At 52.5% G+C, this 21,706-nt stretch carries 22 protein-coding genes; 2 read left to right on the forward strand and 20 right to left on the reverse strand.

Annotated elements, in window-relative coordinates; all coding sequences use genetic code 11:
- From EJQ19_RS22495 to EJQ19_RS22505, 3 genes are all read right to left on the reverse strand, one after another.
- Window positions 1-972, reverse strand: a 972-nt coding sequence (locus EJQ19_RS22495; protein ID WP_126143488.1) for a HAMP domain-containing protein, incomplete at its 3' end; no start/stop codon positions are given.
- A gap of 2 nt (window positions 973-974) precedes the next feature.
- The gene (gene yycF, locus EJQ19_RS22500; RefSeq protein WP_126143489.1) at window positions 975-1,697 is read right to left on the reverse strand and encodes a response regulator YycF; all 723 of its coding nucleotides are present in this window, start codon (window positions 1,695-1,697) and stop codon (window positions 975-977) included.
- Between the two features lie 153 nt (window positions 1,698-1,850).
- Complete coding sequence (locus EJQ19_RS22505) at window positions 1,851-3,368, reverse strand: M23 family metallopeptidase (protein WP_206438470.1); 1,518 nt, start codon at window positions 3,366-3,368, stop codon at window positions 1,851-1,853.
- A gap of 315 nt (window positions 3,369-3,683) precedes the next feature.
- On the opposite strand from EJQ19_RS22505, the gene EJQ19_RS22510 reads away from it, so the two are divergent.
- Window positions 3,684-3,956, forward strand: a complete 273-nt coding sequence (locus tag EJQ19_RS22510; RefSeq protein ID WP_126143491.1) for a hypothetical protein — start codon at window positions 3,684-3,686, stop codon at window positions 3,954-3,956.
- On the opposite strand, the gene EJQ19_RS22515 is transcribed toward EJQ19_RS22510, so the two are convergent.
- From EJQ19_RS22515 to rpsF, 15 genes are all read right to left on the reverse strand, one after another.
- Window positions 3,953-4,633, reverse strand: coding sequence for a hypothetical protein (locus tag EJQ19_RS22515; RefSeq protein WP_126143492.1), 681 nt, complete (start codon window positions 4,631-4,633; stop codon window positions 3,953-3,955). The genes EJQ19_RS22510 and EJQ19_RS22515 overlap by 4 nt on opposite strands.
- A 170-nt stretch (window positions 4,634-4,803) precedes the next feature.
- Complete coding sequence (locus EJQ19_RS22520; RefSeq protein ID WP_126143493.1) at window positions 4,804-6,090, reverse strand: adenylosuccinate synthase; 1,287 nt, start codon at window positions 6,088-6,090, stop codon at window positions 4,804-4,806.
- A gap of 686 nt (window positions 6,091-6,776) precedes the next feature.
- Window positions 6,777-8,120 (reverse strand): replicative DNA helicase, encoded by a 1,344-nt coding sequence (gene dnaB / locus EJQ19_RS22525; RefSeq protein ID WP_241243043.1) that lies wholly within the window; start codon window positions 8,118-8,120, stop codon window positions 6,777-6,779.
- A 192-nt stretch (window positions 8,121-8,312) separates the two neighbouring features.
- Window positions 8,313-8,762: a 50S ribosomal protein L9 gene (gene rplI, locus EJQ19_RS22530; RefSeq protein WP_126143495.1), complete on the reverse strand. Its 450-nt coding sequence runs from the start codon at window positions 8,760-8,762 to the stop codon at window positions 8,313-8,315.
- Window positions 8,759-10,720, reverse strand: a complete 1,962-nt coding sequence (locus EJQ19_RS22535; protein WP_126143496.1) for a DHH family phosphoesterase — start codon at window positions 10,718-10,720, stop codon at window positions 8,759-8,761. Before EJQ19_RS22535 ends, rplI begins: the two co-directional genes overlap by 4 nt.
- A gap of 18 nt (window positions 10,721-10,738) precedes the next feature.
- Window positions 10,739-11,653, reverse strand: a complete 915-nt coding sequence (locus tag EJQ19_RS22540; RefSeq protein ID WP_241243041.1) for a DUF2232 domain-containing protein — start codon at window positions 11,651-11,653, stop codon at window positions 10,739-10,741.
- Window positions 11,654-11,659: 6 nt separating this feature from the next.
- Window positions 11,660-11,971, reverse strand: a complete 312-nt coding sequence (locus EJQ19_RS22545; RefSeq protein ID WP_126143497.1) for a MazG-like family protein — start codon at window positions 11,969-11,971, stop codon at window positions 11,660-11,662.
- A 155-nt stretch (window positions 11,972-12,126) separates the two neighbouring features.
- Window positions 12,127-12,822, reverse strand: a complete 696-nt coding sequence (locus tag EJQ19_RS22550) for a response regulator transcription factor (RefSeq protein WP_126143498.1) — start codon at window positions 12,820-12,822, stop codon at window positions 12,127-12,129.
- Window positions 12,823-12,841: 19 nt separating this feature from the next.
- Window positions 12,842-14,269 carry a sensor histidine kinase gene (locus EJQ19_RS22555; protein WP_126143499.1) on the reverse strand — a complete coding sequence of 476 codons (1,428 nt, stop codon included), beginning with the start codon at window positions 14,267-14,269 and terminating at the stop codon, window positions 12,842-12,844.
- A gap of 13 nt (window positions 14,270-14,282) precedes the next feature.
- Window positions 14,283-15,035, reverse strand: coding sequence for an ABC transporter permease (locus EJQ19_RS22560; protein WP_126143500.1), 753 nt, complete (start codon window positions 15,033-15,035; stop codon window positions 14,283-14,285).
- On the reverse strand, window positions 15,022-15,747 hold the full coding sequence (locus EJQ19_RS22565) for an ABC transporter ATP-binding protein (protein ID WP_126143501.1): 726 nt from the start codon (window positions 15,745-15,747) through the stop codon (window positions 15,022-15,024). Before EJQ19_RS22565 ends, EJQ19_RS22560 begins: the two co-directional genes overlap by 14 nt.
- A gap of 62 nt (window positions 15,748-15,809) precedes the next feature.
- Window positions 15,810-17,051, reverse strand: coding sequence for a hypothetical protein (locus EJQ19_RS22570; RefSeq protein WP_126143502.1), 1,242 nt, complete (start codon window positions 17,049-17,051; stop codon window positions 15,810-15,812).
- 197 nt (window positions 17,052-17,248) lie between these two features.
- Window positions 17,249-17,536, reverse strand: coding sequence for a 30S ribosomal protein S18 (rpsR, locus tag EJQ19_RS22575; protein WP_126143503.1), 288 nt, complete (start codon window positions 17,534-17,536; stop codon window positions 17,249-17,251).
- Window positions 17,537-17,560: 24 nt separating this feature from the next.
- Window positions 17,561-18,055, reverse strand: coding sequence for a single-stranded DNA-binding protein (ssb, locus tag EJQ19_RS22580; protein WP_126143504.1), 495 nt, complete (start codon window positions 18,053-18,055; stop codon window positions 17,561-17,563).
- 35 nt (window positions 18,056-18,090) lie between these two features.
- Window positions 18,091-18,378: a 30S ribosomal protein S6 gene (gene rpsF / locus EJQ19_RS22585; RefSeq protein WP_126143505.1), complete on the reverse strand. Its 288-nt coding sequence runs from the start codon at window positions 18,376-18,378 to the stop codon at window positions 18,091-18,093.
- A 243-nt stretch (window positions 18,379-18,621) separates the two neighbouring features.
- On the opposite strand from rpsF, the gene EJQ19_RS22590 reads away from it, so the two are divergent.
- Window positions 18,622-18,804 carry a YjzC family protein gene (locus EJQ19_RS22590; RefSeq protein WP_126143506.1) on the forward strand — a complete coding sequence of 61 codons (183 nt, stop codon included), beginning with the start codon at window positions 18,622-18,624 and terminating at the stop codon, window positions 18,802-18,804.
- Between the two features lie 61 nt (window positions 18,805-18,865).
- Here the strand turns inward: EJQ19_RS22590 and EJQ19_RS22595 are convergent, their stop codons facing one another.
- Both EJQ19_RS22595 and EJQ19_RS22600 read right to left on the reverse strand, forming a co-directional pair.
- On the reverse strand, window positions 18,866-20,320 hold the full coding sequence (locus EJQ19_RS22595; RefSeq protein ID WP_126143507.1) for a CBM96 family carbohydrate-binding protein: 1,455 nt from the start codon (window positions 20,318-20,320) through the stop codon (window positions 18,866-18,868).
- A gap of 143 nt (window positions 20,321-20,463) precedes the next feature.
- Window positions 20,464-21,594: a GNAT family N-acetyltransferase gene (locus EJQ19_RS22600; RefSeq protein WP_126143508.1), complete on the reverse strand. Its 1,131-nt coding sequence runs from the start codon at window positions 21,592-21,594 to the stop codon at window positions 20,464-20,466.
- Window positions 21,595-21,706 lie beyond the last annotated feature (112 nt).

Genomic DNA, 21,706 nt, shown 5'->3' on the forward strand with positions numbered 1-21,706 from the left:
CTCCGTGAACTCGCGGATCGTCCCGAGCGGGATGCCAAGCACCTCGGAGATCGGCAGGCCGAGGGTCGTCGCTTCCTCAACCTGCAGGATTTGCTTCGCCCTGCGGTTGAGCACAATGACGTGTCCCTGGTCGTCCGTCGCGATGACCCCGTCGTTCATATTCGTCAGAATCGACGCCAGCTTCTCCTTTTCCTCCTCATTCAGGGAAAGAGCTTCCTTCAGCCGGTTCATCATGAAATTGAACGTCTGTCCGAGCTGGCCGATCTCGTCGCGGCCTTGAATGACGACCTGCTGGTCGAAGTTCCCTTCAGCCACGGCCGTTGCTTGTTTCGTAATCTCCTTGATCGGGTTCGTAATCGTACTCGTCAGCAGCACACCCAGAAACGCCGTCAGCCCCAGGGCAATCAGCGTGCCGGAAATCAGAATCCGGTTGATGGAGCGGATCGTCTTGTACACATCCTCCATCGAAGCGATAATGTACACCGCCCCCAGCACGCGCACGCCGCTGCCTACCGGCTTGGCCATAATGACCTTCCGGTATCCGTCCTCATCGGTGAAAATCCGCTGATTCTCCTTAATCCCCTGCAGTGCCCGGATGACTTCCGGCTGCGTATTCTTTTGCTTGAGATGCGACGCCACAGACGTCGAGATGACGTTCCCGTTCGCATCGATAATTTGAATTTCCGCATTATTAATCGAAAATAAACCGCTCACAAACTCGTTCAGATCGGCGTACGTTTTCTTGCCTTCCGCCGCATTCTTGCTGTCGGGATCGCCGGTCATGTACGACTCGACGAAGCCGGCGAGCAGCGTTACCTGACTGTTGCGCGAGGCCAAGAAATCATTTTTAAAATACGTCTCCACCGTCTTATAAAAATAGACGCCGATCAGCTGCATCGCGATCAAGATGAGCAGTACGTAAATAATGATCAGCTTCGCCTGGATCGACTGGAAGAAGCGAATGCCTCTCATGCTCAGAAGCCACCGGCCTTAGGACTGCGCATCAAATAGCCAAGCCCTCTGCGCGTCATAATGTACTCGGGACGGCTCGGGTCCGTCTCCAGCTTCTCGCGCAGACGCCGGATCGTCACGTCGACCGTCCGCACGTCGCCGAAATACTCGAAGCCCCACACCGCCTGCAGCAGGTGTTCGCGCGTCATCACTTTGCCGGAGTTCTTGGCCAAGTACTGAATCAATTCGAACTCCCTGTGCGTGAGGTCCAGCGGCGTACCATCCTTGTACACGATATACATATCGTTATCGATAAAAAGCCCATGGATCCGCATCCCGTTGCGCTGCGTATCCGATTCGCTCGGCGGCGCAGCCTGCGCCTTCGTCTGTCTGCGCAGATGCGCCTTCACGCGCGCCAGCAGCTCCCGTGTGCCGAAGGGCTTTGTCACATAGTCGTCGGCGCCCATTTCAAGCCCTAACACCTTGTCCAGCTCCGTGTCCTTCGCTGTGAGCATAATGATCGGCGTGTTCAGCTTCGAACGCACCTCCCGGCACACATCCATGCCGTCCTTCACCGGCAGCATGAGATCCAGCAAAATCAGGTCCGGCTGCTCGGAGAACGCCAGTTCGACCGCGCTCCCGCCATCATAGGCACAGATGACCTGGTAGCCCTCTTTTTCCAAATTAAATTTCAAAATATCTGCAATCGGCTGCTCATCGTCAACCACTAGAATTTTTCCAAACATACGTTTCACCGCCTCAATTATCTTCATCGGCAAGCAAGTCCATTTTTTCCCTACATATCCTTCTTTATCTTAACATATATTGATGAAAAAAGAGACAAGGTCTCCCCCGGGTTGTCCGGTTCGACCCTGCCTCATCACGCCGCTTCGCGCAGCTTAACGGTTCAAATATTTTAAAGGATTTTCCAGGCTGCCCTGATTATGTATTTCGAAGTGCAAATGCACGCCGGTAGAATCGCCTGTACTGCCCATAATGCCGATTTTATCGCCTTTCTCCACGATCGTGCCTGTCTTGGTCGTAATCTGACTGAGGTGACCGTACAGCGTCTCATAACCGTTCAAATGATTGATGATAATATAATTGCCATAATCCGATTTGTAGCCGGTTTCGATGACTTTGCCGTTATCCGCCGCCATGATCGTGCGGTTGCCTGTAATGTCGATGCCCTTGTGCAGCTTGCCCCAACGGTAGCCGAATGTACTGGAGATACTCGGCGAAATGACAGGCCATGCAAACTTGCCAGTGCCCTCGCCTTTGATCACTTTCGTTCCTTTTTTCACCTTCGCCGTCACAGGCTGATCGATGATTTCCTCGTTCACCACTTGCTCGTCGGTCATCAGACCGTCAACCTTCGTCACCTGAATAGTGACCTTCTTGAGACCGTTCTTCCCTGGGGAAATCGGCTTCAATTCGCCGACTCGCATGGAATCGTCCAACACGTACTCTGTATCATATTGAATTTCCTGATTCTTCACGACCTTCTCCGTGGTTTTCACAGATAGCGTCGGTTTCAGCACCGTCACATCCAACTGATTGCCGATTTTCAGCTTATCGTCTTGAATGCCCGGGTTGTTATCATAGATGAACTGCTTCGTAATGCCCAGCTTCTTCGCGATGCAGGAGACGCAGTCGCCTTCCACAACCGTATATTTCGCCGGTGCGACATCGCCCGTTTGCAGCGACTTCACGACCTCTTCCGGATTCGCCAGCTCCTTCGGATCGATCGGCACTTCCGTCGTATCGACCTGCTGCACGAATTCCGACTTCTCCACTTCTGACGGAGCCGTTGAAATATCGTCGCTCATGCTGGCCGACAACACGGCAACTTTGCTCTCATTCTTCGTTTTCGAAACAAACGGTTCCTTGACCTTATTCAAAATATCATCCGCCGTCGCCTGATCCTTCACGATCGCGATCGTTTTCCCGTCAACCTTAAGGGCTACGCCCACCGGCTGCGGCACGATCAGCTCGTTCAGCTTGGCAATGGCCGCCTGGTCGTCCGCTTTCAGGTTGTAAGCCCTTTCAGACGTGTAGGTGATCCCGTCCGTTTTGAGCACAACGTGTACATTTGGAAAATTGTTCTGCACTTCTTTCAGTCTATTCTTCTTATACTCATCAATGAGCTTGCTGTCACTGACAATGCCAACCTCTTCGTTATTCAGCATGACATGGTATACACTTACCATTCCTGCTTCTACATACTGATGTCCGGTAAACGTAATAACGCCTGCCAGCGCTACCGCACCGACGCCTAGCGCAAGTGACCATTTATGTCGTTTGATAACCGTTAGTGTCTTAGATGTCGAAACCTCATCCGGCTGCTGCTCGTCTGATATGGATTCATTAACGGTCAAGCTTTCTCGCTTAGGCGTGAATCTCTTAACGAGATCCATGACAAAACGCATTCCCCTGAAACCTGTCATGATCTTCTCCCTTTGAACGGTTTTGCATCCATGAAGTAATTACCTTACTTCAGAGGTACATAAATTAACCTTGATTAGACATAATATCCATCGAGTTGTCTTTCTTTTGTTAAATTTAACACACTTTCCGTGGTTATTTCAACACGTTACTAGACAACCATGTGATAGATTCGTGTCCACCACCAAAAGAAGCCGTGATTTCGACAGGTTTTTTGGCCGATTTGCCAATCCTCATCCCCCCTCTCTGTCGACTTGGATCGAAATTTGAAAGGAGTGTTGATTCGCATGGAAATGAATGTTGCCGCAGCGTTTACACAGGAGGACCAATTGATGCGCGCGACCGAAGCGCTGAAAGAGCAAGGGGTGCTAAGCCTGCAAGCTGACGCCTATCAGGGACAAGCGGAGGCGCAGCTGACAAGCCAATGGCCACCCGATGCTGGAACCGAGCCGGCGCCTGCTGCCGCAAGCTACGTCCTCCACGTCTATGTGGAAAAGTCACGCTACCGACAAGCGGAGGACACGCTCCTCAAATACGGCGGTCAGCTGCTTCAGCCCTAATATTTATTTAAAATGACCATCAACTGCGACATTTCCTGGTCCGACAAATATTTTTTGAGCGTCGTGTTCACTTGATCCATTTCTTCGGCTGTAATGCCGTCCTCTAGCAGCAGAGACAGCTTCTGCACCTCATCCTGCGGCAGCTTCGCCACGACCAAGGAGAAGATTTTCATTTTATCCTCACTGGTTAAGGCGTCCTTCTTCTTGGTAAAATCCTGCTCCGACATGACCAGCTGCTTCTTCTGCTCGTTATCCTCCACTTGGGCACGGCCCATGACGGCGACGGCATCGTCGTCGTTTGGCGATACTCCCGATCCGCTTCCACTCGCGGCCAGGCTGTCGGTGCCCTGTGTGCTTCCCATGCTCGTCGCCGGGCTTGGCGAGGGGCTCACTTGGGCGCCGGACGGGCTGGGACTAGGAGCAGGCGATGCGCCAGAGGCGTCTCCTCCCTGGGCAGCTTGCTTCCCCCCGTCTTTACGCTTAACTATATTCAGCTCTTCCGCCAATCTTGATGTAAATTCACCAAAATGAATCTTTTTGCCCAATGCCGGGATCTGATATTGTCGAAAAATATCCTCCACGTACATATTTACGACAAACCACGTCGTAAACATCGAAATCATCGTTATAAGGACGGTGCCGATCACGATTTTGCTCAGCCAGGTCATCCATTTCATTCGCTCTGCTCACTCCTAATTTCGCCTAAAGCTTTTACGCGCTCCTCCTCCCAGTATGGACGAAATTCCTTCCATTAAATCCCTGCAGGCAAAAGAAAAATCCCCCAAGCTGCCAAGAGCTCGGGGGATTTGCTATAGATGACGGGGTTGCTGCCCGCCGTATTTGTCGATTAAGCGTAAACTGGACGCACCAGGTTCGTTTGTTCGCGGTTGCGGCCGACAGAGAAGATGGCGATCGGAATGCCTGTGAGCTGGGAAACCCGCTCCACATAGTGCCGCGCATTCTCAGGCAGATCGCTCAGTGTGCGTGCTTCAGACACGTCTTCCGACCAGCCCGGCATTTCTTCGTACACCGCTTCGCACTCGGAGATTGCTTTGAGGCTTGCCGGATAGTGCTCGATCAGCTCGCCGCGGTACATGTAGCCTGTGCAGATCTTCACCGTCTCAAGACCGGTGAGCACGTCGATGGAGTTCAAAGACAAGCCCGTGATGCCGCTCACGCGTCTAGCGTGGCGCACAACGACGCTGTCGAACCAGCCCACGCGGCGCGGACGGCCGGTTACAGTGCCGTATTCGAAGCCTTTTTCACGGATCCAGTCGCCGATTTCGTTGTTTAGTTCCGTTGGGAACGGACCGTCGCCGACACGTGTCGTATACGCTTTTGCGACCCCGATGATGTTGTGGATCTTCGTTGGACCTACGCCGGAACCGATACATACGCCGCCTGCCGTCGGGTTCGAAGACGTTACATACGGATATGTGCCTTGGTCGATGTCCAGCATGACGCCTTGCGCGCCTTCGAACAGCACGCGGCGGCCTTCGTCAATGTAGTTATTCAGGATGACGGATGTGTCCTTCACGTAAGGGCGAAGCACTTCCGCAAATTCCAGGTACTGCTTCAGAATCGGCTCAACGTCAAGCGGCTCGGAGCCGTACACCTGTTGAATGAGCACGTTTTTCTCCGCCATAATGCGGCGCAGTTTCAGCTCGAACTCCTCCGGATCCATCAAATCCGCGATGCGGATGCCGTTGCGAGCCGCCTTGTCCATATAGCAAGGGCCGATCCCTTTGCGGGTTGTGCCGATTTTACTGTCGCCTTTGCGGTCTTCTTCCAGACCGTCCAGCACCAGGTGATACGGCATGATGACATGCGCGCGGTTGCTGATATGCAGATTCGTCGTTGTAAAACCGTTATCGTGAATGTAATTGATTTCTTCAATAAGTGCAGCCGGGTTGATGACCATGCCATTGCCGATTACACAAGCTTTATCCTTATAAAAAATGCCCGAAGGAACCATCGTCAGCTTATACTTCTTCCCGCTAATAATGATCGTATGGCCCGCATTGTTACCGCCTTGGTAACGAGCGACCACCTCAGCAGATTCCGCGAGAAAGTCAGTAATTTTCCCTTTTCCTTCGTCTCCCCATTGCGTTCCGACAACAACAACCGTTGACATAATGCACGACCTCCGTACGGTGACAGTTCACCCATAATAAGCCATATTGGCTGTAAATCCACAGAACTCAGTTGGACTTCATTAAAGCACTAAAGTGTTCAGAGTTAAGTCGCCCACGGCACAAAGATAAACGCCTTCACCGCTCTATCAGAAGCGTTAGCGTTTAGACTGGCGTCATGGAGTTACTTTCCAGAATATCCATTTCGTTGTACGAAAACGCGCTTCCCTCAAGTACTCCTCAAGAGCCTCTCGATCAAGGTTTTTCCGCCCTATCTAGTTTAGCAGTCACCCTTGGCAAAGTCAATGAAATGCGAACGATTATAAGAGGGTATGTATGAATGTTCGGAATTTAGGCAAAAACAAAACGCGTTGTTCCAAGTGTTTCCTGAACACGCGAATAGCCCCGGATTGTGCGGTTCGCGCAGAAACCTGTCCGCTGAACAGCAGCCCTGATGCGGTTGACTGCACCGCCCACGTTCCAACCCGCACGAATCCTGGGCGAGTGTTGCCTTGCAGGTGCATAGCGGTCTTTCAAACCCAATCTCTTCCTAAGGTTCCCAGGGGCGGAGAGAAATATGTCATCGTCCCCTGTCTGCGGAACAATAATCTTGCGGCGGCGCCGACCGCTTCGCCTACAACCTGCAATACGACCGCCCTCCAATACCATCGCAAAAACAGCCGCGGCGTCAATGCCCGGCTGCTTCCTGATGCGTGCGATCCATATTCACGAATTTGTTGAACTGCTTCAAAAACGCCAGCTCCACCGTCCCGACCGGGCCGTTCCGCTGCTTGGCAATGATAATCTCGATGATGTTCTTCTTCTCGGATTCTTTATCATAATAATCGTCCCGGTATAAGAACGCGACGATGTCGGCATCTTGCTCGATCGAACCCGATTCCCGAAGGTCGGACATCATCGGCCGCTTGTCCTGCCGCTGCTCAACGCCCCGGCTGAGCTGCGAGAGCGCGATGACCGGCACGTTCAGCTCACGCGCAATCTGCTTCAGCGTCCGCGAGATCTCGGAAACTTCCTGCTGACGGTTGTCGCCTTTGCCGCGGCCGGCGATGAGCTGCAGGTAGTCGATCAGGATCATGCCGAGCCCCTTCTCCTGCTGGAGACGGCGGCACTTCGCCCGAATATCGGCGACGGTAATCTGCGCGGCGTCATCGATATAAATGTTCGCCTCCGACAAGGCGCCGATCGCCATCGTCAGCTTCTCCCAGTCGTCCCCCTCCAGCATCCCCGTCCGCATCCGGTTCGCATCGACGTTGGCCTCGGCGCAAACCATACGCTGAACGAGCTGCGCGGCGCCCATCTCGAGCGAGAAGATCGCGACGGTTTCCTTCGCGCGAACGCCGACATTTTGCGCAACGTTCAGCGCAAAGGCGGTTTTCCCGACGGAAGGCCGCGCGGCGAGGATGATGAGGTCGGAGCGCTGAAAGCCCGACGTCATTTTGTCAAGGTCGATGAAGCCCGAAGGCACGCCCGTCGAGCTGCCCTTGTTCGAGTAGAGCGTCTCGACCTTCTCGAAGACTTCCATGAGGACGTCGCGAATGACGACGAACCCGGTCGAGCTGCGGCGCTGCGAGATCTCGAGGATTTTGGCTTCCGCCTCGCTCAGCATTGACCCCACATTATCCTCGTTGGCATAGCCATCCGAGACGATTTGCGTGGCGGTGCGAATGAGCCGCCGCAGCATCGATTTTTCCTCGACGATCGCCGCGTAGTAGTCGATGTTGGCGGCCGTCGGCACCGCGTTCGCAAGTTCCGACAAGTACGTGACGCCGCCGATTTCTTCGAGCTGCGCTTTGTTTTGCAAGCGTGCCGTGAGTGTGATGAGATCCACCGGTTCTTGCTCTTCCGCCAGCTCCACAATCGCCTCAAAAATGCGCTGATGCGCCCCGCGGTAGAAGTCATCGCTCGTGATGCGCTCCATAGCCGTAATCAGGGAGTCGCTGTGAATGAGAATCGCACCCAGTACGGCCTGCTCCGCTTCTATATTTTGAGGCGGTACACGATCCATAAACATATTATCTCCTGCCATGCTTATAGCCCGCCTTTCTTATGTCTTAGACAATCTATTCTACCATTCCGCCGCGCTCGAATCTATTACTTTTGTCGAATGCTGTTATCTACCAGCTCGCATGCTTCGGGACAAACACCGCAAAAAGAGCCCCTCCCGGGGCTCTTCTCCTCGATCAGCCGACGTCAACCGAGCGGCTTACTTCTCTTCAATCACGTGCACGTTCAAGCTCGACGTGACATCGGTGTGCAGCTTCACGACAACCTTCGTGACGCCCAGCGTCCGAATCGGCTCGTCGAGCACGATTTTGCGTTTGTCGAGCGCAATTTTATATTGCTTCTCCAGCACTTCGGCGATCTGCTTGCTCGGAATCGCGCCGAACAAACGGCCGCCCTCGCCGGCTTTCGCTTTAATCTGAACCGTCATTTCCGCAAGCTTCGCGCCGAGCGCCTGCGCGGCCGCTTTCTCTTCATCCTTGCGGCGCTGCTCCGCTTTCTTCTGATTGTCCAGCGTCTTCACCGCGCCTTGCGTGGCCGGAGCCGCCAGCCCTTGTGCAATCAGAAAGTTCTGTGCGTAGCCTTCAGATACCTCTTTGATTTCGCCCTTTTTGCCTTGACCCTTCACATCTTTCAAAAATACGACTTTCATTCGAAAAGTCCCTCCTCTTCCTGCATGTCTGCTAGGACTTGTTTTAATCGATTTGCGGCTTCCTCGAGGGTGCCTTCCAATTGCGTTGCGGCATTCGTCAAATGCCCGCCGCCGCCCATCCGCTCCATGACGACCTGCACGTTCATCTGTCCGAGCGAGCGGGCGCTGATGCCGATGAGGCCGTCCGGCCGCACCGCGATCACGAAGGAAGCCATGATATTGGTCATATTCAACAATGTATCAGCAACTTGCGCGATCATCAACTGCGAATAGGTGCGCGATGACTCCGCTACCGCAAGCGCGATATGCTCATACAGCGTTTCTGTATGCTTCATGACCTCGGCTCGTTCAATGTACGAGTCGAGATCTTCTTTCATGAGGCGCTGAATCAGCGCGGAGTCCGCACCGTTCCGCCGCAAGTACGACGCAGCCTCGAACGTTCTTGCACCGGTGCGCAAGCTGAAGCTTTTCGTGTCGACGACGATTCCCGCCAGCAGCACCGTCGCTTCGAGTACTTCCATCGACAGCTTATCGTTCAAATACTGCAGCAGCTCGGTCACAAGCTCGCACGTCGAGGACGCATACGGCTCCATGTAGACGAGCGTCGCATCGTGAATGAACTCCTCGCTGCGCCGGTGATGGTCGATGACGACGACCCGATGCGTCTGCTGCAGAAGCCGTGGCTCCGCCACCATCGACGCCTTATGCGTATCGACAACGACAGCCAAAGAGCGCTGCGTCGTGATAATCATCGCCTGCTCCGGCGTGATAAACCAACGGTGCAGCCGCTCGTCGGCGGCGATCGTTTCCATCACCTTTTGAATGGAAGGATTGACGCCCTCCAGCACGATGTACCCCTCTTTGCCCACGACCTGGACGGCCTTCAGCACGCCGATCGCGGCGCCGATGGAATCCATATCGGGGAACCGGTGGCCCATGATGATGACCTTGTCGCTGTCCTTCATCAGATCGCGCAGCGCATGGGAAATGACCCTTGCCCGAACACGTGTACGCTTCTCGACTGCATTCGTCCGACCGCCGTAGAAGGAGAGCCGCTGCCCGACCTTCACCGTCACCTGGTCGCCGCCGCGGCCCAAGGACATGTCAAGGCTCATCTGCGCCATCTGACCGAGCTCTGCCAGCTGCTCGGCGCCGGAGGCGATCCCGATGCTTAGCGTGAGCGGCAGCTTATTCTCGATCGTGAGGTCGCGCACGTCATCCAGAATTTCGAACCGTGTCTGCTCGAGCTGGCGCAGCCCCTTTTGATCCATCAGAATAAGGAAACGGTCCGACGCCGTCCGGCGAAGGTACAGCTGGTGCTTCTGCGCCCACTCCGTAATCTCCCCCGTGACCTTCGCGAGCATGATGCTGCGCGTCTGATCGTCCAGCCCCTGCGTCGCCTCGTCCAGGTTATCCATCATCACGATGCCGATGGCTGCCTTAGAATCCTCGTACTTTTTCGCAAGCAGCGCCTGCTCCGTCACTTCCCGGAAGAAAAGCAGCCGCTCTTCAGGACGGTGCCACACCTGATAAATCAGCTTGCCGATCGTCATTTCGAGCTTGTCGGTCTTTTCCTTCTTATTTTTCAAATCCGGAAAAAACTCCAGCAGCGGCTCCCCGATCACCGAATCCTGCTCCAGCATTTTGGCGACGAACGGGTTGTGCCACTCAATGCGCTTTTCCTCATTATATAAAATAATACCGATCGGCAGGCCGCTCATCACTTCGGTGCCCGCCTTTTTGACCCGATGCGTAATCGTGCCGACATACGTATTCAAATCGCGGCGGAACGCAGCCTCCGCTTGCAGCGTGAAGTATGCCATAACCCCGCACAGCAGGAAAGCCGTCAGGCCCAGCCACCATTTGAACAAATACAGGAGGATCGTCAAGCACAAAAGCAGAATGAACATCCACACGATGTGTTGACCGTGCCACCGCTTTAGAAGGAACTTCGGCATTCGAACTAGCTCCTAATCCTATAGATTTTTCTTGAACCGCTCACGGATTGGAAACGCAACATCAAATACCCCTAATAAGCTGTATACGAGAAAGAGTGGCGGCATCACACATAGAATTACGATCCCGATAATCGGCAGAACCGGTTTCCAGCGATTCGCGTAAGACACGAAGAACAGGAACCCGATCGCCTGCACCGCGAACACCAGCATCAAGAGCGGCATCGCGTTCATGAGCAGCGTCGAAATGAGCGAGCTGGCATCCGGCGTCGTAAACATATCCAGCACAAAAGCGACCAAATAAATCCAGACGAGCGATTTCTGCAGCATCCACTCCCGCATCGGCCGCAGCCCGGGAATGCCTTCCCCGGATTTGTTCAACAGCCAACGGCTGACGCCATGCGTAACAAACGCGTAGAACAGCGCAAAGAAAATCAAATACAGCGGAATCACCTGCACGATAAAGTTCAGGTAGACCTCCATATCGGTCGGCAGCAGCTCTTTCATGGCAGGCGGCATCGTATCGATGCTGGACTGCATGAAATCTTTGAACCGAGCCACGGGATCGAAGCCGAACAAGTAGCCGCAGACGAGGCCAAGGAGCGCCTCCGCGATGATGGTGACAATTCCCGCCGTCAGTACCGAGCGGGCCGGAGCTTTCCGCTTATACAGCGTGCCCATCGCTAGCACCGTCGGGAGCATGAGCAGCGAGAGCGTAATCAGAAACCAACTATGCCACTGGGTCAACAGCACGATCACGAGCAGACTGACCACATAGCTGATGATAAAGCGCTTCGTACTCGATTTGACAAACAGCATCACCATCGGCACAAGCAAAAAACTAAATGTGAATACAATAAAAGGCGTCATAAAGGATAGCAGAAAAAGTACCGTTACCGCGCTCCATATGATGCTTTGCCAACCTCGTTTCCCCAACCGGGCTCACCTCTTACGTAAATGTTCTTCGAGCGAGGAAATGTCGCCGTACCAGTCCTCAAGCTGATGTCCCTCTTGGCGGTGCTGCTTCATTTTCTCGACGATGGCTTCGTCTAGCTGTTTATAAGAAATGCCAAGTCTTCTGCCTAAAATATAGCCGCTTGAAATCAAGCTCGCCAATCCATCGAGAATCTTCGCATGGCTTCCTTCCCAAATGCCTTTGAGCAGATGAGCAACGTGATCGACAACTTCGGTCTTGAGCCACTCAATCACTTTGGCCCGTCTGGCTAAGTCAACTTCTTTCTCCCGATTCAGCACCCGTCATCTCTCCTCATGTCCCCTGACATTATGATCAATTATACCACAAAAAGGGACTAGAAAAGAAAGTCCCTACAAAGCCGCCATATGCCGCTTCGAAAATAAGAAAAAACAGCCGTCTCCGGCTGCCTCTCACCCTCTGTATGTGGTCCTGCTTATACGATGAATCGATATCCCGAGCCCCACACCGTTCCGATATATTGCGGCTTGGACGGGGTCTCCTCAATCTTCTCGCGGATGCGGGCGATGTGGACGGTGACCGTAGACGCATCCCCCAAGCTGTCGAGGCCCCAGATACGCTCGAACAGCTCCTCTTTGCCGAACACCCGGTTAGCGTTCTGCAGCAGGAACAGCAGCAGGTCGAACTCCTTTTGCGCGAGAAACACCTCTTGCCCGTTCACGAACACCCGGCGGGCATCTTTATGAACCTCCAGCCCCCGCACCTGCAGCTTGCTGCCTTCGTGATCCTTACCGAACCGCTCTTTCATCCGCTCAAACTTCTTGAGATGCGCCCCTACCCGGGCGACCAGCTCGCCGGAGCTGAACGGCTTCGTGATGTAATCGTCCGCGCCGAGGCCCAGTCCGTTGATTTTATAAATCTCCTCCGCCCGCGCCGACACGAGCAGCACCGGAATATCGTCCCGCTCCCGCACCGTTCGCAGCACCTCGAAGCCGTCCATATCCGGCAGCATAATATCCAGAAGAATCAACGCGAACGTCTCCGCTTCCAGCGCCTTCAGTCCCTCTTCTCCACTGTTTACGATCTTCACCGCGTAGCCGCTCAGCTCCAGGTAGTCCCGCTGCAGATTGGCGATGCTTTGATCGTCTTCCACGATAAGAATTGTTTTCATCCTTAACTCTCCCCACACGCTACAACTTTTTCAGGGAAATCATGATCCGGGTGCCCTCGCCCTCCTGGCTCGTCGCCCAAATCTTCCCCTCATGCCCCTCCACAATTTGCTTGGCGATGGCCAGGCCCAATCCGCTGCCGCTCTTTCTTGAAGGGTCTGCTTGATAAAAGCGTTCAAAGATGTAAGGCAGCTTCGCTTCCGGTATCCCTTTTCCATTATCTCGAATCTCTATAATCGCCGAAGTCCGCGTCTCGCGAAGAATGATCGCAATGCGGCCCCGGTCTTTCTCTACAACCATGAGCGCGTTGTCCAAAATATTTTGAATGACTCGGCGCAGCCGCTCCCGATCGATCCGTACCGCTACCTGCGATTCAAGCTCATTAATAAGTTCGATCGCCACATTGGCTTTCTCAAACTCGTATCTGTAATCCGCTATGCAATCCTCGAAATAGGCGACCACGTCGCTCTTCTCAAAATGATACGGCAGCTGGTTCAGATCCAGCTTGGAGTACAGCAGCAGGTCATCGATCATCGCGTTGACCAGAATCGCTTTCGACCGGGCGATGTCCAAGTATTCCGCCAGCTTCTCCGGCGACTTGGCCACCCCGTCGATAATACCCTCGATATATCCTTTAATCGAAGTTACCGGTGTCTTCAAATCGTGTGAAATGCTGGACACCAGAAACTTGCGGTTATCGTCATATTTTTCCTGCAAATAGACGGATTCCTTCAGCTTGATGCGCATCAGCTCCAGCGTTCGGCACAGCTCGCGTACTTCCCCTTCGCCCTCTTCGGCAATGCCGCGGCTAAGGTCGCCTTCGCTGATCGCCCTCGCTGCGTCTTTCAACCTGGAGATCGGCGAAACGATCCCGCGGGCAAAGCGGTACGAAACCCAGAAATTCATCGCCAGGAACACCAGCGTGAAGAATCCGAGCGTAAACCCGCCAAGCAGCCAGAAAAATGCTGTGTTCATCTTGATCGGCGCCAACAGCAGAAGCACCCCGGCTTCGCCCAATGGCAGCTTGTAATCAACGCGGGCCAGCTGATAATTATCCCCATGCAGCTCGAGCGTACTCGGACCCGATGGCTGGCTGGAGAGAATCAAGCTTTTTTCAATGTCCATTTTGGTGAAATTGGTTGTCGCATAGATCACTTCGCGGTTCTTTACGATGACAGCACTGGCTCCCAAAGCGCTCATTTGCCTCGCCAGATCCGTCTGATACTGCTTGTCGAGCAGTTGATCGAAGCTCAACGCTTGCGCTCGCTGCTGAATATCGCTAATGGCCGCTCGAACCTCGAAAGCGCGCTGGAACTCCTTTGTCTGCACTTCTTGTCCGAACATGCGCGTATAGGCAGCGATAAAGATAACGACAGCTAGCAGCGTAAGGCCGATCGTGGCCAGCAGCGCCAACGCATTCATCGTAAAAAAACGTTTTGTGAAGTTCATAGCTAACGCCTCTCTATAGATCCTTCCTGTCAAACAGATAATACCCAGTTGTAAATAACATGATACCACATCCGGCTATAATGAGAACTTCCCGGAAGATTTTAAACACATTCGTCGTCTCGGAGATCCAAAGCATGTACCAATCGAACATCGACGTTACGAAGAAACTCGAATACGCGGAGAAGATGATCCCCAGGAAATTAAACGCAATAAACACGAGAATCGATAAGAAAAAGACCGCTAATCCGCCCTGAATGAGATTGGCAAGGAGCACGACGATCAGCGCAAACACAAAGACCGGGAAAAACGTTAGGATATAGGACAGAATGACCTTAAAAATCCCGCTGAGACTTGCCGTCGATGGGTTAAAGATTAGCCCCGCCAGGAGCGAAATGACCATCACAAACAGCAGCATACCCGCGATAAAAAGCGCCAAATTCAACACCTTCGCGCTGAAAACGCCGAATCGGCTCACCGGCCTGAGCAGCGTAATTTTCATCGTGTTCGACGAGGTTTCGCCATTGAACATATCGATCGCCACAAACGTCGCAAACAGCGGCAGAATCGTATAGGAGAAAAATTGAAGCACGACGAGCGGGAACTCCACACTGCCGACGATCCGCAAACCCAGCCCATGCTTGATTGTGGTCACAGCAATTTGCCCGATCATGACCGCTAACGTGGACAAAATGACGGCCGCCAGCAGCTTTTTCTTTTTACGCAGCTTCACCCCTTCATTGAGGAATGCGGCTTTAAACCCGACCATTGCGATCCACCTCGCTTACAAAATAATTCTCGAGCGATGAGTAATACGAAAGAATGTTGCTTGTATACTCCACGTTCACCAGCTTGCCGCCATAAATGATGCCGATGCGGGTGCAGGTCAGCTCTACATCGTGAATCAAGTGACTGGAAATGAAGAACGTTGTTCCTTCAGCGGACAACTGCTTAATCAGCTTCCGCATGTCCAGCATCCCTTCGACATCCAGCCCGTTGAGCGGCTCGTCCAGAATCAGCAGCTTGGGCTTCGACAGAATGGCCGCGGCAATCCCTAAGCGCTGCTTCATCCCGAGTGAGAACTTCTGGGACCTCTCGTTTTTATATTTCAAGATGCCCGTAATCTCCAGGCATTCATCAATTCTTCGCTGATCGACTTCCGGATAGTAACGCGCAAACAGCTTGAGATTCTCATTCGCCGTTAAATACGGATACGACTCCGCTGTCTCAATGACACAGCCGACATGCTTCATCGCCCCAACATAATCTTCCGTAACGCTCGCGCCAAAAATTTTCACATCGCCGCGATCCGGCTTCATCAGCCCGGTGATCATCTTCATCGCAGTCGTTTTCCCTGCACCATTGGGCCCAAGAAAGCCGTACACATCGCCTTGATCTACATCTAAATTCAAATCGCTGATACCCCGGCCGTTCTTGAACGACTTGGTTAATGCGCTAACTTCTATCGCCTTGACGGTCAACTTGCACCCTCCTCACAAATACGCAGGAAGCTGCTTATCGCAGCCTCCTGACGCTTCCTTGCTTATTCAAATGCGCGATTAAACTCATTATCGTAGAAAGGCTTCATTTCGGATCGGTACGAATTGTTGCCTTTCATCTCCAGGTTAAGCTCGACGTAAACTTTGCCTGTGCCGCTTGGGTGGATCATGCCATTTTTCGTCTCACCTTTGGCGTTCGTGTATGTAAACGCCTGATTCATCTGGGACAGTGTGTACTCGAAGCTGAACTGATCCTTGTCCGGATAATCTTTCTCGAAGCCTGGAAGTACCGTTTCTGCAAAAGTGCCTTTTACTTTGTCCCCATCGATATTCGTAATTTGAAGGGTACGTTCGCCAATTTTAACGAACTTGCCGTCTTTCTCCATAATGATGTTGTTTTTGTAGGTACCGACATATTTGCTGCTGAGGCCGTTGTAGTTCGCTTTTTGCACCTCGGCACCCGTTAAATCCGGTTTAACGACAGTCGTCGAGCCGACGTTCGAGAGTTTGGCTACCACATTCAGCGTCAGTTCATGCTGCACGCCATTTTTGTCTTTCCCTGATAACGTAATATCACCAGTCACGTTCTCTAGGTAGCCAGCTTTGTTCTCAACAGCGGATCCTACCACCTTTTTCACAAAAATATCGCTCTGAACCACGGCAAGGTCTGAATCATCGTGGAGGCTGCGCTTAAAGCCGAAGGACGCCACCGCATTGGCCAAGGCAGGTACTTGCGCTTCGGACAAGCTTCCCGCATATACCTTGCTGCCGTTCGCTCCCTCTTCCACCTGTACATAATCCTTCAGGTTGCCAACGACGGCGTCGACAATCTTTTCAACCTCGGAGGCTCCGTTTTCATTAAAAGGATTTTTGAACTCGCCAGGCGTACGACGTCCAAAGTCAGACGGATACTCCGTCACATAGTACTTATTTTCCACACTATTCTTCCATGCGGAAATTGTCGAATCCTCATACGAATAGTTGGTCGACGTTTTGCCGTCTCTTCCTGTGGAAACCGTTATGTTTTCCTTCCGTTTACCGGACGTGTCGAATTTCTGCGTTGCAGAAGACTGCTCGAGAATCTTATCATTATCTTTGAGTGTAAAAAGCGACTCTACCGTGTAGTTGCCCAAGCCGCCCTCCATCATCGAAGCTGTCTTCTTGGCAGAATCCTTGAGCCGGTCATAGCCGGAACCCAGCAGCGAATCAGCGAACGCCGTGGAGACGAAGAGACAAGCGCCGACAGTGAACGAGAGGACGGTCAATCCTTTTTTACTTAATTTCATGTCCATTCTCCTTTGAAACCATAATTAGGGGAAACGTTTCCTTATGTCTTATTGTAAACCAAGCATATTGCATCCCTCTAAATCATTTATTAACAAAGTATAAACTCCTAGTTGCAGAACCATTCGGTAATGAGCGCATCCGATGCTTGCCAGAAAACAAAAAAACAGCCGGTTTCCCGACTGTTCTTGTTGAAAGCTTATTCCGTTGTGTAAGGAAGCAATGCCACTGTACGCGCGCGTTTGATCGCGATTGTCAGTGCACGTTGGTATTTCGCGGAAGTGCCAGTCACGCGGCGAGGAAGAATTTTTCCACGCTCGGAGATGAACTTCTTCAGCGTTTCCGTATCTTTATAGTCAATGTGTTTGATTTTGTTTACTGTGAAGTAACAAACCTTACGGCGTTTACCTTTACCGCCTTTGCCACGAGGAGCAAATTTACGATCTGCACGATCGTCACCATTGTTGTCTCTTTTTTGGAAAGCCATTGTGTCTTCTCAGTCCTTTCTACTTTAGAATGGCAAGTCATCATCGGAAATATCGATCGGTTTTCCGTCATCAATGAAAGGATCCTGCTGTCCGCGCGATCCACCGCTGCGATTGCCTCCGCCGCCGCCGTAGCTTCCGCCACTGGCTCCACCGGCATTAGCACCTGAATATCCGCCCTCTTCGCGGTTACCGCTGTTCGCTGATTCCAAGAAACGAACGTTATCGGCAATAACTTCGGTGACGTAAACACGCTTGCCTTCGTTATTGTCGTAGTTACGCACTTGAATTCGGCCTTCCACCGCTGCCAAACGGCCTTTACGCAAATAGTTCGCGCACGTCTCGGCAAGCTGCCGCCACGTCACGACCGGGATAAAGTCCGCTTCCCGTTCCTTGGAACCACCACTGGTGAAAGGACGGTCTACAGCAAGTGTAAATTGTGTCACGGCTACACCCGCGGGTGTATAGCGAAGCTCTGGATCTCGGGTCAAGCGACCGATCAGAATAACACGGTTCAACATGAAATCACCCTCCTGACGAAGATCTGGTTCTGCAATTAAGCTACGTCGTTAACGATCAAGTGACGAATCACTTCGTCAGAAATCTTAAGTACGCGATCAAGCTCACTTACAACAGCAGGTTCTGCGTTGAAGTTAACCAGCACATAGTGCCCGTCACGGAACTTATTGATTTCATACGCAAGACGGCGTTTGCCCATCAGATCCGTTTTGGCGATTTCGCCTCCACCGTTCGAGATGATAGCTTGGAACTTTTCTACCGTAGATTGAACAACTTCTTGCTCAATGTCTGTACGAATGATAAACATCAATTCATATTTGCGCATGTATGTCACCTCCTTTTGGACTAAGCGGCTCCTAGTAAGCTGGCATTTCTGCAGCTAGGGAGCAAGGAGCGAGGATTCTCTTTCAAAACTCGCACCTGAATACTATAGCAAATCACGGATCACAATTCAAGTTTTTCTTAACGCCATACACAGGTGGAAGCTGGCAACGATCACCCTGTATGCATCGCATGCCGCGGGGCCACATTAATAACGAACGTTATTCCAACGAATGAGGTGATACGAATGGGTGAGTGGACCATGTTTAATGAGGGCGACCACGTTCCTAACGACGGCAATTATATTGAGGTCGGCGAGAATTCCGTTCATATGGGCGTGAACAATCCCAAGACCGTTACGTTGAAAAAGGGAGACAAATTCCCGGCAACGAGCAATCATAATCGCAAGTGGCATCGTAAGGATGTCTAGGGAACTTGCCTTTACAAGAAAAAGGAGGGCGGCTTAGGGAAGCCAGCCCCCTTCTTTAACTCTAATTCGTAATGACCAATTGCGGTTTGTTAGCGGAATTCTCTTTGCTGTTGAAATGAACACCTATATTTTGTGTTGTATTGGGCCCCGTTATAGCAAATGAAAATATTTGATAACCAGAGCTTACTTCAGACTGGACAAAATTGGTCACATCAAATTCATAGTATTGGGATGTAGACGTTACTGTCTTAGTAGACTGCAGGGTGGCTACAGCAGGCTTATTGTTGAAATTAATCCCCGTCTCTGTCCAGCTATCGTCCCCAACGGCATACACATTGATGGTTGCATTTGAATCGGCCAGCCCGTATAGTCTAAGCTTTGCACTTGTTACATTGGTCAAGCCTGTTGCAGTAAATTTCACATACCCCACTCGTTGGTAATCTCCTGAGGCATCCTTAATTTCAACCGTCGTTTCTGTTCCAAAATTTTGAGATGCATAAGCTCCGCCTCTTACATAAGTATCTGCTATTGGACTATAAGTCGTTGATCCCCCACCGCTGCCACCACTATAAGCAGCCATTGCTGTGTTGATAGCTGAATAGAGCGATGTACCCGCGGCCGTCGTATCTTGCATCGATTCCCAAACCATAACGCCCCCGAGCCCCTTACTTAACGCAAGATTGGTCTTGGATGTAATTGTCGCTTTGCCATTATAGTATTCGACTACCCCATTATACGTAGACGAATCCTTATTAGGAGCTTGTGCATCATTAGCAACTAAATCCTTATAGGCGACTAAACCAGGGGAGCTATAAAAAGGCAGTCCCAAAATAATTTTACTTGCTGCCAATCCACGCGTAACATTCCAGTAATTGATTGAGTCAACCGCAACTTGATATGGGGAATTTGCTGCACCCGTCCCCTTGTCATAAGCCATAATATTCAGCCAGTCAAAAGAACTGAATGTTGAACTCTGGATAACATCCGCGTTTGCTCCGTATGCATTCACTGCAGCCGTAAGCAGCTTGCCCGCATTATGAACAGCTGTACCCAATTGGCCGATCAACGTGGCATAATTCGCCGGATTGTTACCCCCTGCGGGGAATTCCCAGTCGACATCAATGCCATCCAGGCCGTACTGGTTTATGGCACTGATACAATTATTCACAAAAGCCGTTCTGTATGAGGCATTTGCAGCAAAAGCTGCGAAATTGTCTGTGCTTGATTGCTGCCCGCCGCCAATGGATAGAAACACCTTTTTCCCTTGATCATGTGCCTTGGAAACGAGCGAAGCAAAGTTTGTAGGATTATCAATATTAAATCCTCCGGTTGCCGTAGGACGAGCAAAGGCGTAATTAATATGCGTTACCTTCGCGTAGGGAACCGCGTTCACATCAGCACTTGAGAAAACATAACCGACAACCTTGAAGTCCGCTGGAGCTCCAGCAGCAGCTATACTACTTAAGGACAACAACAGACAGAACGTAAATAGGGCTGACAGTAACCTTCTCATCATAAACTTACCTCCTGTTAATTCGAAATTTCCATGCTCACTTTTCCGATGCACATCCGTACAGATCAATCCTGCGGGCTATCATTGGCTGCATGCTCTAGAGGCAAAGCTTTATCGTGCGTAATCACCCCCCTTCTTACAATCGATCAGACATAATTCAACCCGCCGGCGTAGGGCAGCGGCACAGGGAACAGATCGTGCAGCGCAGCTCGTGCTGCCTGCGCATCAGGCAGCGAGGGCATTGGATCGAACAGCAGCGAAACCAGCGCTTCGGAATCAAGCTCGAACGTCTGGCCGTCTGCCGCCGTCAGCCCATAGCGGTGATCCGCCAGCGTGCGGATGCGTGGCAAAGCACTGGCGGTGTTCGCATGCCAGTACGGCTCCAGCAACGCGAACAGCCGCTCCGCGTCAGCGACGTAGATCGTGCCGAGATTCCGGCACGCAGTGGACGGCACGCTCGAGAGCGCTTCTATCAGGGCCTGCTCGTGCCAGGCGACCGGCACATCGAGCTGCGGCAAGCCGTACGCAACGACGGCATTGCCGAACAACGCGGCCAAAGCGTCGGCAGCGCCCGCCCATTCGACAGCGAAAGGCGTTCGCCCGCTGCCGCGTGCATCCGGCGTCGCCACAACGGCGAATGCGACCATGCGGCCGCCTTGCGTCGCGACAAGCGTGCGATGGCGCAGCTTCAGGCAGCTTGCGTACGCTTCACTTGCGATCAACTCAGCGAGCTCGCGCACGCTTTGTTCGTAGGCGACAAGACGCGCAGCAGCTAGTTCGGCCACATGAAGCCAATCCGTCAGCGACAGCTCGCGAATAGCGAATCCGGCTCCGGCTTGAAGCAGCTGCTCCCCATGCTCCGGTCCGATCGTGTAGCGATTGATCGCGCCAAACAGGTGGCACTGATTGCGCATATATAGCGAGCGTTCGCCGGAAATGTAAACGAGAACCCCACCGGACGCGCGAATATGCGCTTTGGCCGCTTGCAGCAGGTCGCCGGCGTACCCATGGCCGCGAAACGCCGGCAGCGTAAAGACCGAGCCAATCGAAAACATTGGCACCCGTGCGGCGCCGATGCGCAGATCAGCCGGGACAAGCCCCATGAATGAAACGAGTTTGCCTTCTTCATAAGCACCGAACGATTGCGAGAAAGCCGCCGAAAAAACGGCTGGAAAAGCAATCCCCATCGACGTTTGTTCCGCATCGCGGAAGACGGCGTCCGACCCGCGGACCGCAGCTTCCATTTCCTCCGCCGCCACCAATCGAATTTCTGTCATTGCCAGTTCTCCTTCATATGACGTCAAATGGGGCAATCGCCAGCACTACCCCGCTTCGACCGCATCCCCGGCTGTGCCGATGGCAAGCTGGTCATGCGTGTCGAACGGAATA

This window comes from Paenibacillus whitsoniae (assembly GCF_003955665.1).
Taxonomy (GTDB): domain Bacteria; phylum Bacillota; class Bacilli; order Paenibacillales; family NBRC-103111; genus Paenibacillus_E; species Paenibacillus_E whitsoniae.

Coding starts and splice junctions, on each gene's coding strand:
- dnaB (WP_241243043.1), bottom strand. CDS start 8,120: ATGTTTATGGATCGTGTACCGCCTCAAAATATAGAAGCGGAGCAGGCC.
- EJQ19_RS22550 (WP_126143498.1), bottom strand. CDS start 12,822: ATGAAAACAATTCTTATCGTGGAAGACGATCAAAGCATCGCCAATCTG.
- EJQ19_RS22600 (WP_126143508.1), bottom strand. CDS start 21,594: ATGACAGAAATTCGATTGGTGGCGGCGGAGGAAATGGAAGCTGCGGTC.
- EJQ19_RS22520 (WP_126143493.1), bottom strand. CDS start 6,090: ATGTCAACGGTTGTTGTTGTCGGAACGCAATGGGGAGACGAAGGAAAA.
- EJQ19_RS22555 (WP_126143499.1), bottom strand. CDS start 14,269: ATGAACTTCACAAAACGTTTTTTTACGATGAATGCGTTGGCGCTGCTG.
- EJQ19_RS22515 (WP_126143492.1), bottom strand. CDS start 4,633: ATGAAATGGATGACCTGGCTGAGCAAAATCGTGATCGGCACCGTCCTT.
- EJQ19_RS22590 (WP_126143506.1), top strand. CDS start 18,622: ATGGGTGAGTGGACCATGTTTAATGAGGGCGACCACGTTCCTAACGAC.
- ssb (WP_126143504.1), bottom strand. CDS start 18,055: ATGTTGAACCGTGTTATTCTGATCGGTCGCTTGACCCGAGATCCAGAG.
- rpsF (WP_126143505.1), bottom strand. CDS start 18,378: ATGCGCAAATATGAATTGATGTTTATCATTCGTACAGACATTGAGCAA.
- EJQ19_RS22535 (WP_126143496.1), bottom strand. CDS start 10,720: ATGCCGAAGTTCCTTCTAAAGCGGTGGCACGGTCAACACATCGTGTGG.
- yycF (WP_126143489.1), bottom strand. CDS start 1,697: ATGTTTGGAAAAATTCTAGTGGTTGACGATGAGCAGCCGATTGCAGAT.
- EJQ19_RS22510 (WP_126143491.1), top strand. CDS start 3,684: ATGGAAATGAATGTTGCCGCAGCGTTTACACAGGAGGACCAATTGATG.
- rpsR (WP_126143503.1), bottom strand. CDS start 17,536: ATGGCTTTCCAAAAAAGAGACAACAATGGTGACGATCGTGCAGATCGT.
- EJQ19_RS22595 (WP_126143507.1), bottom strand. CDS start 20,320: ATGATGAGAAGGTTACTGTCAGCCCTATTTACGTTCTGTCTGTTGTTG.
- rplI (WP_126143495.1), bottom strand. CDS start 8,762: ATGAAAGTCGTATTTTTGAAAGATGTGAAGGGTCAAGGCAAAAAGGGC.
- EJQ19_RS22570 (WP_126143502.1), bottom strand. CDS start 17,051: ATGAAATTAAGTAAAAAAGGATTGACCGTCCTCTCGTTCACTGTCGGC.
- EJQ19_RS22505 (WP_206438470.1), bottom strand. CDS start 3,368: ATGGATCTCGTTAAGAGATTCACGCCTAAGCGAGAAAGCTTGACCGTT.
- EJQ19_RS22560 (WP_126143500.1), bottom strand. CDS start 15,035: ATGGTCGGGTTTAAAGCCGCATTCCTCAATGAAGGGGTGAAGCTGCGT.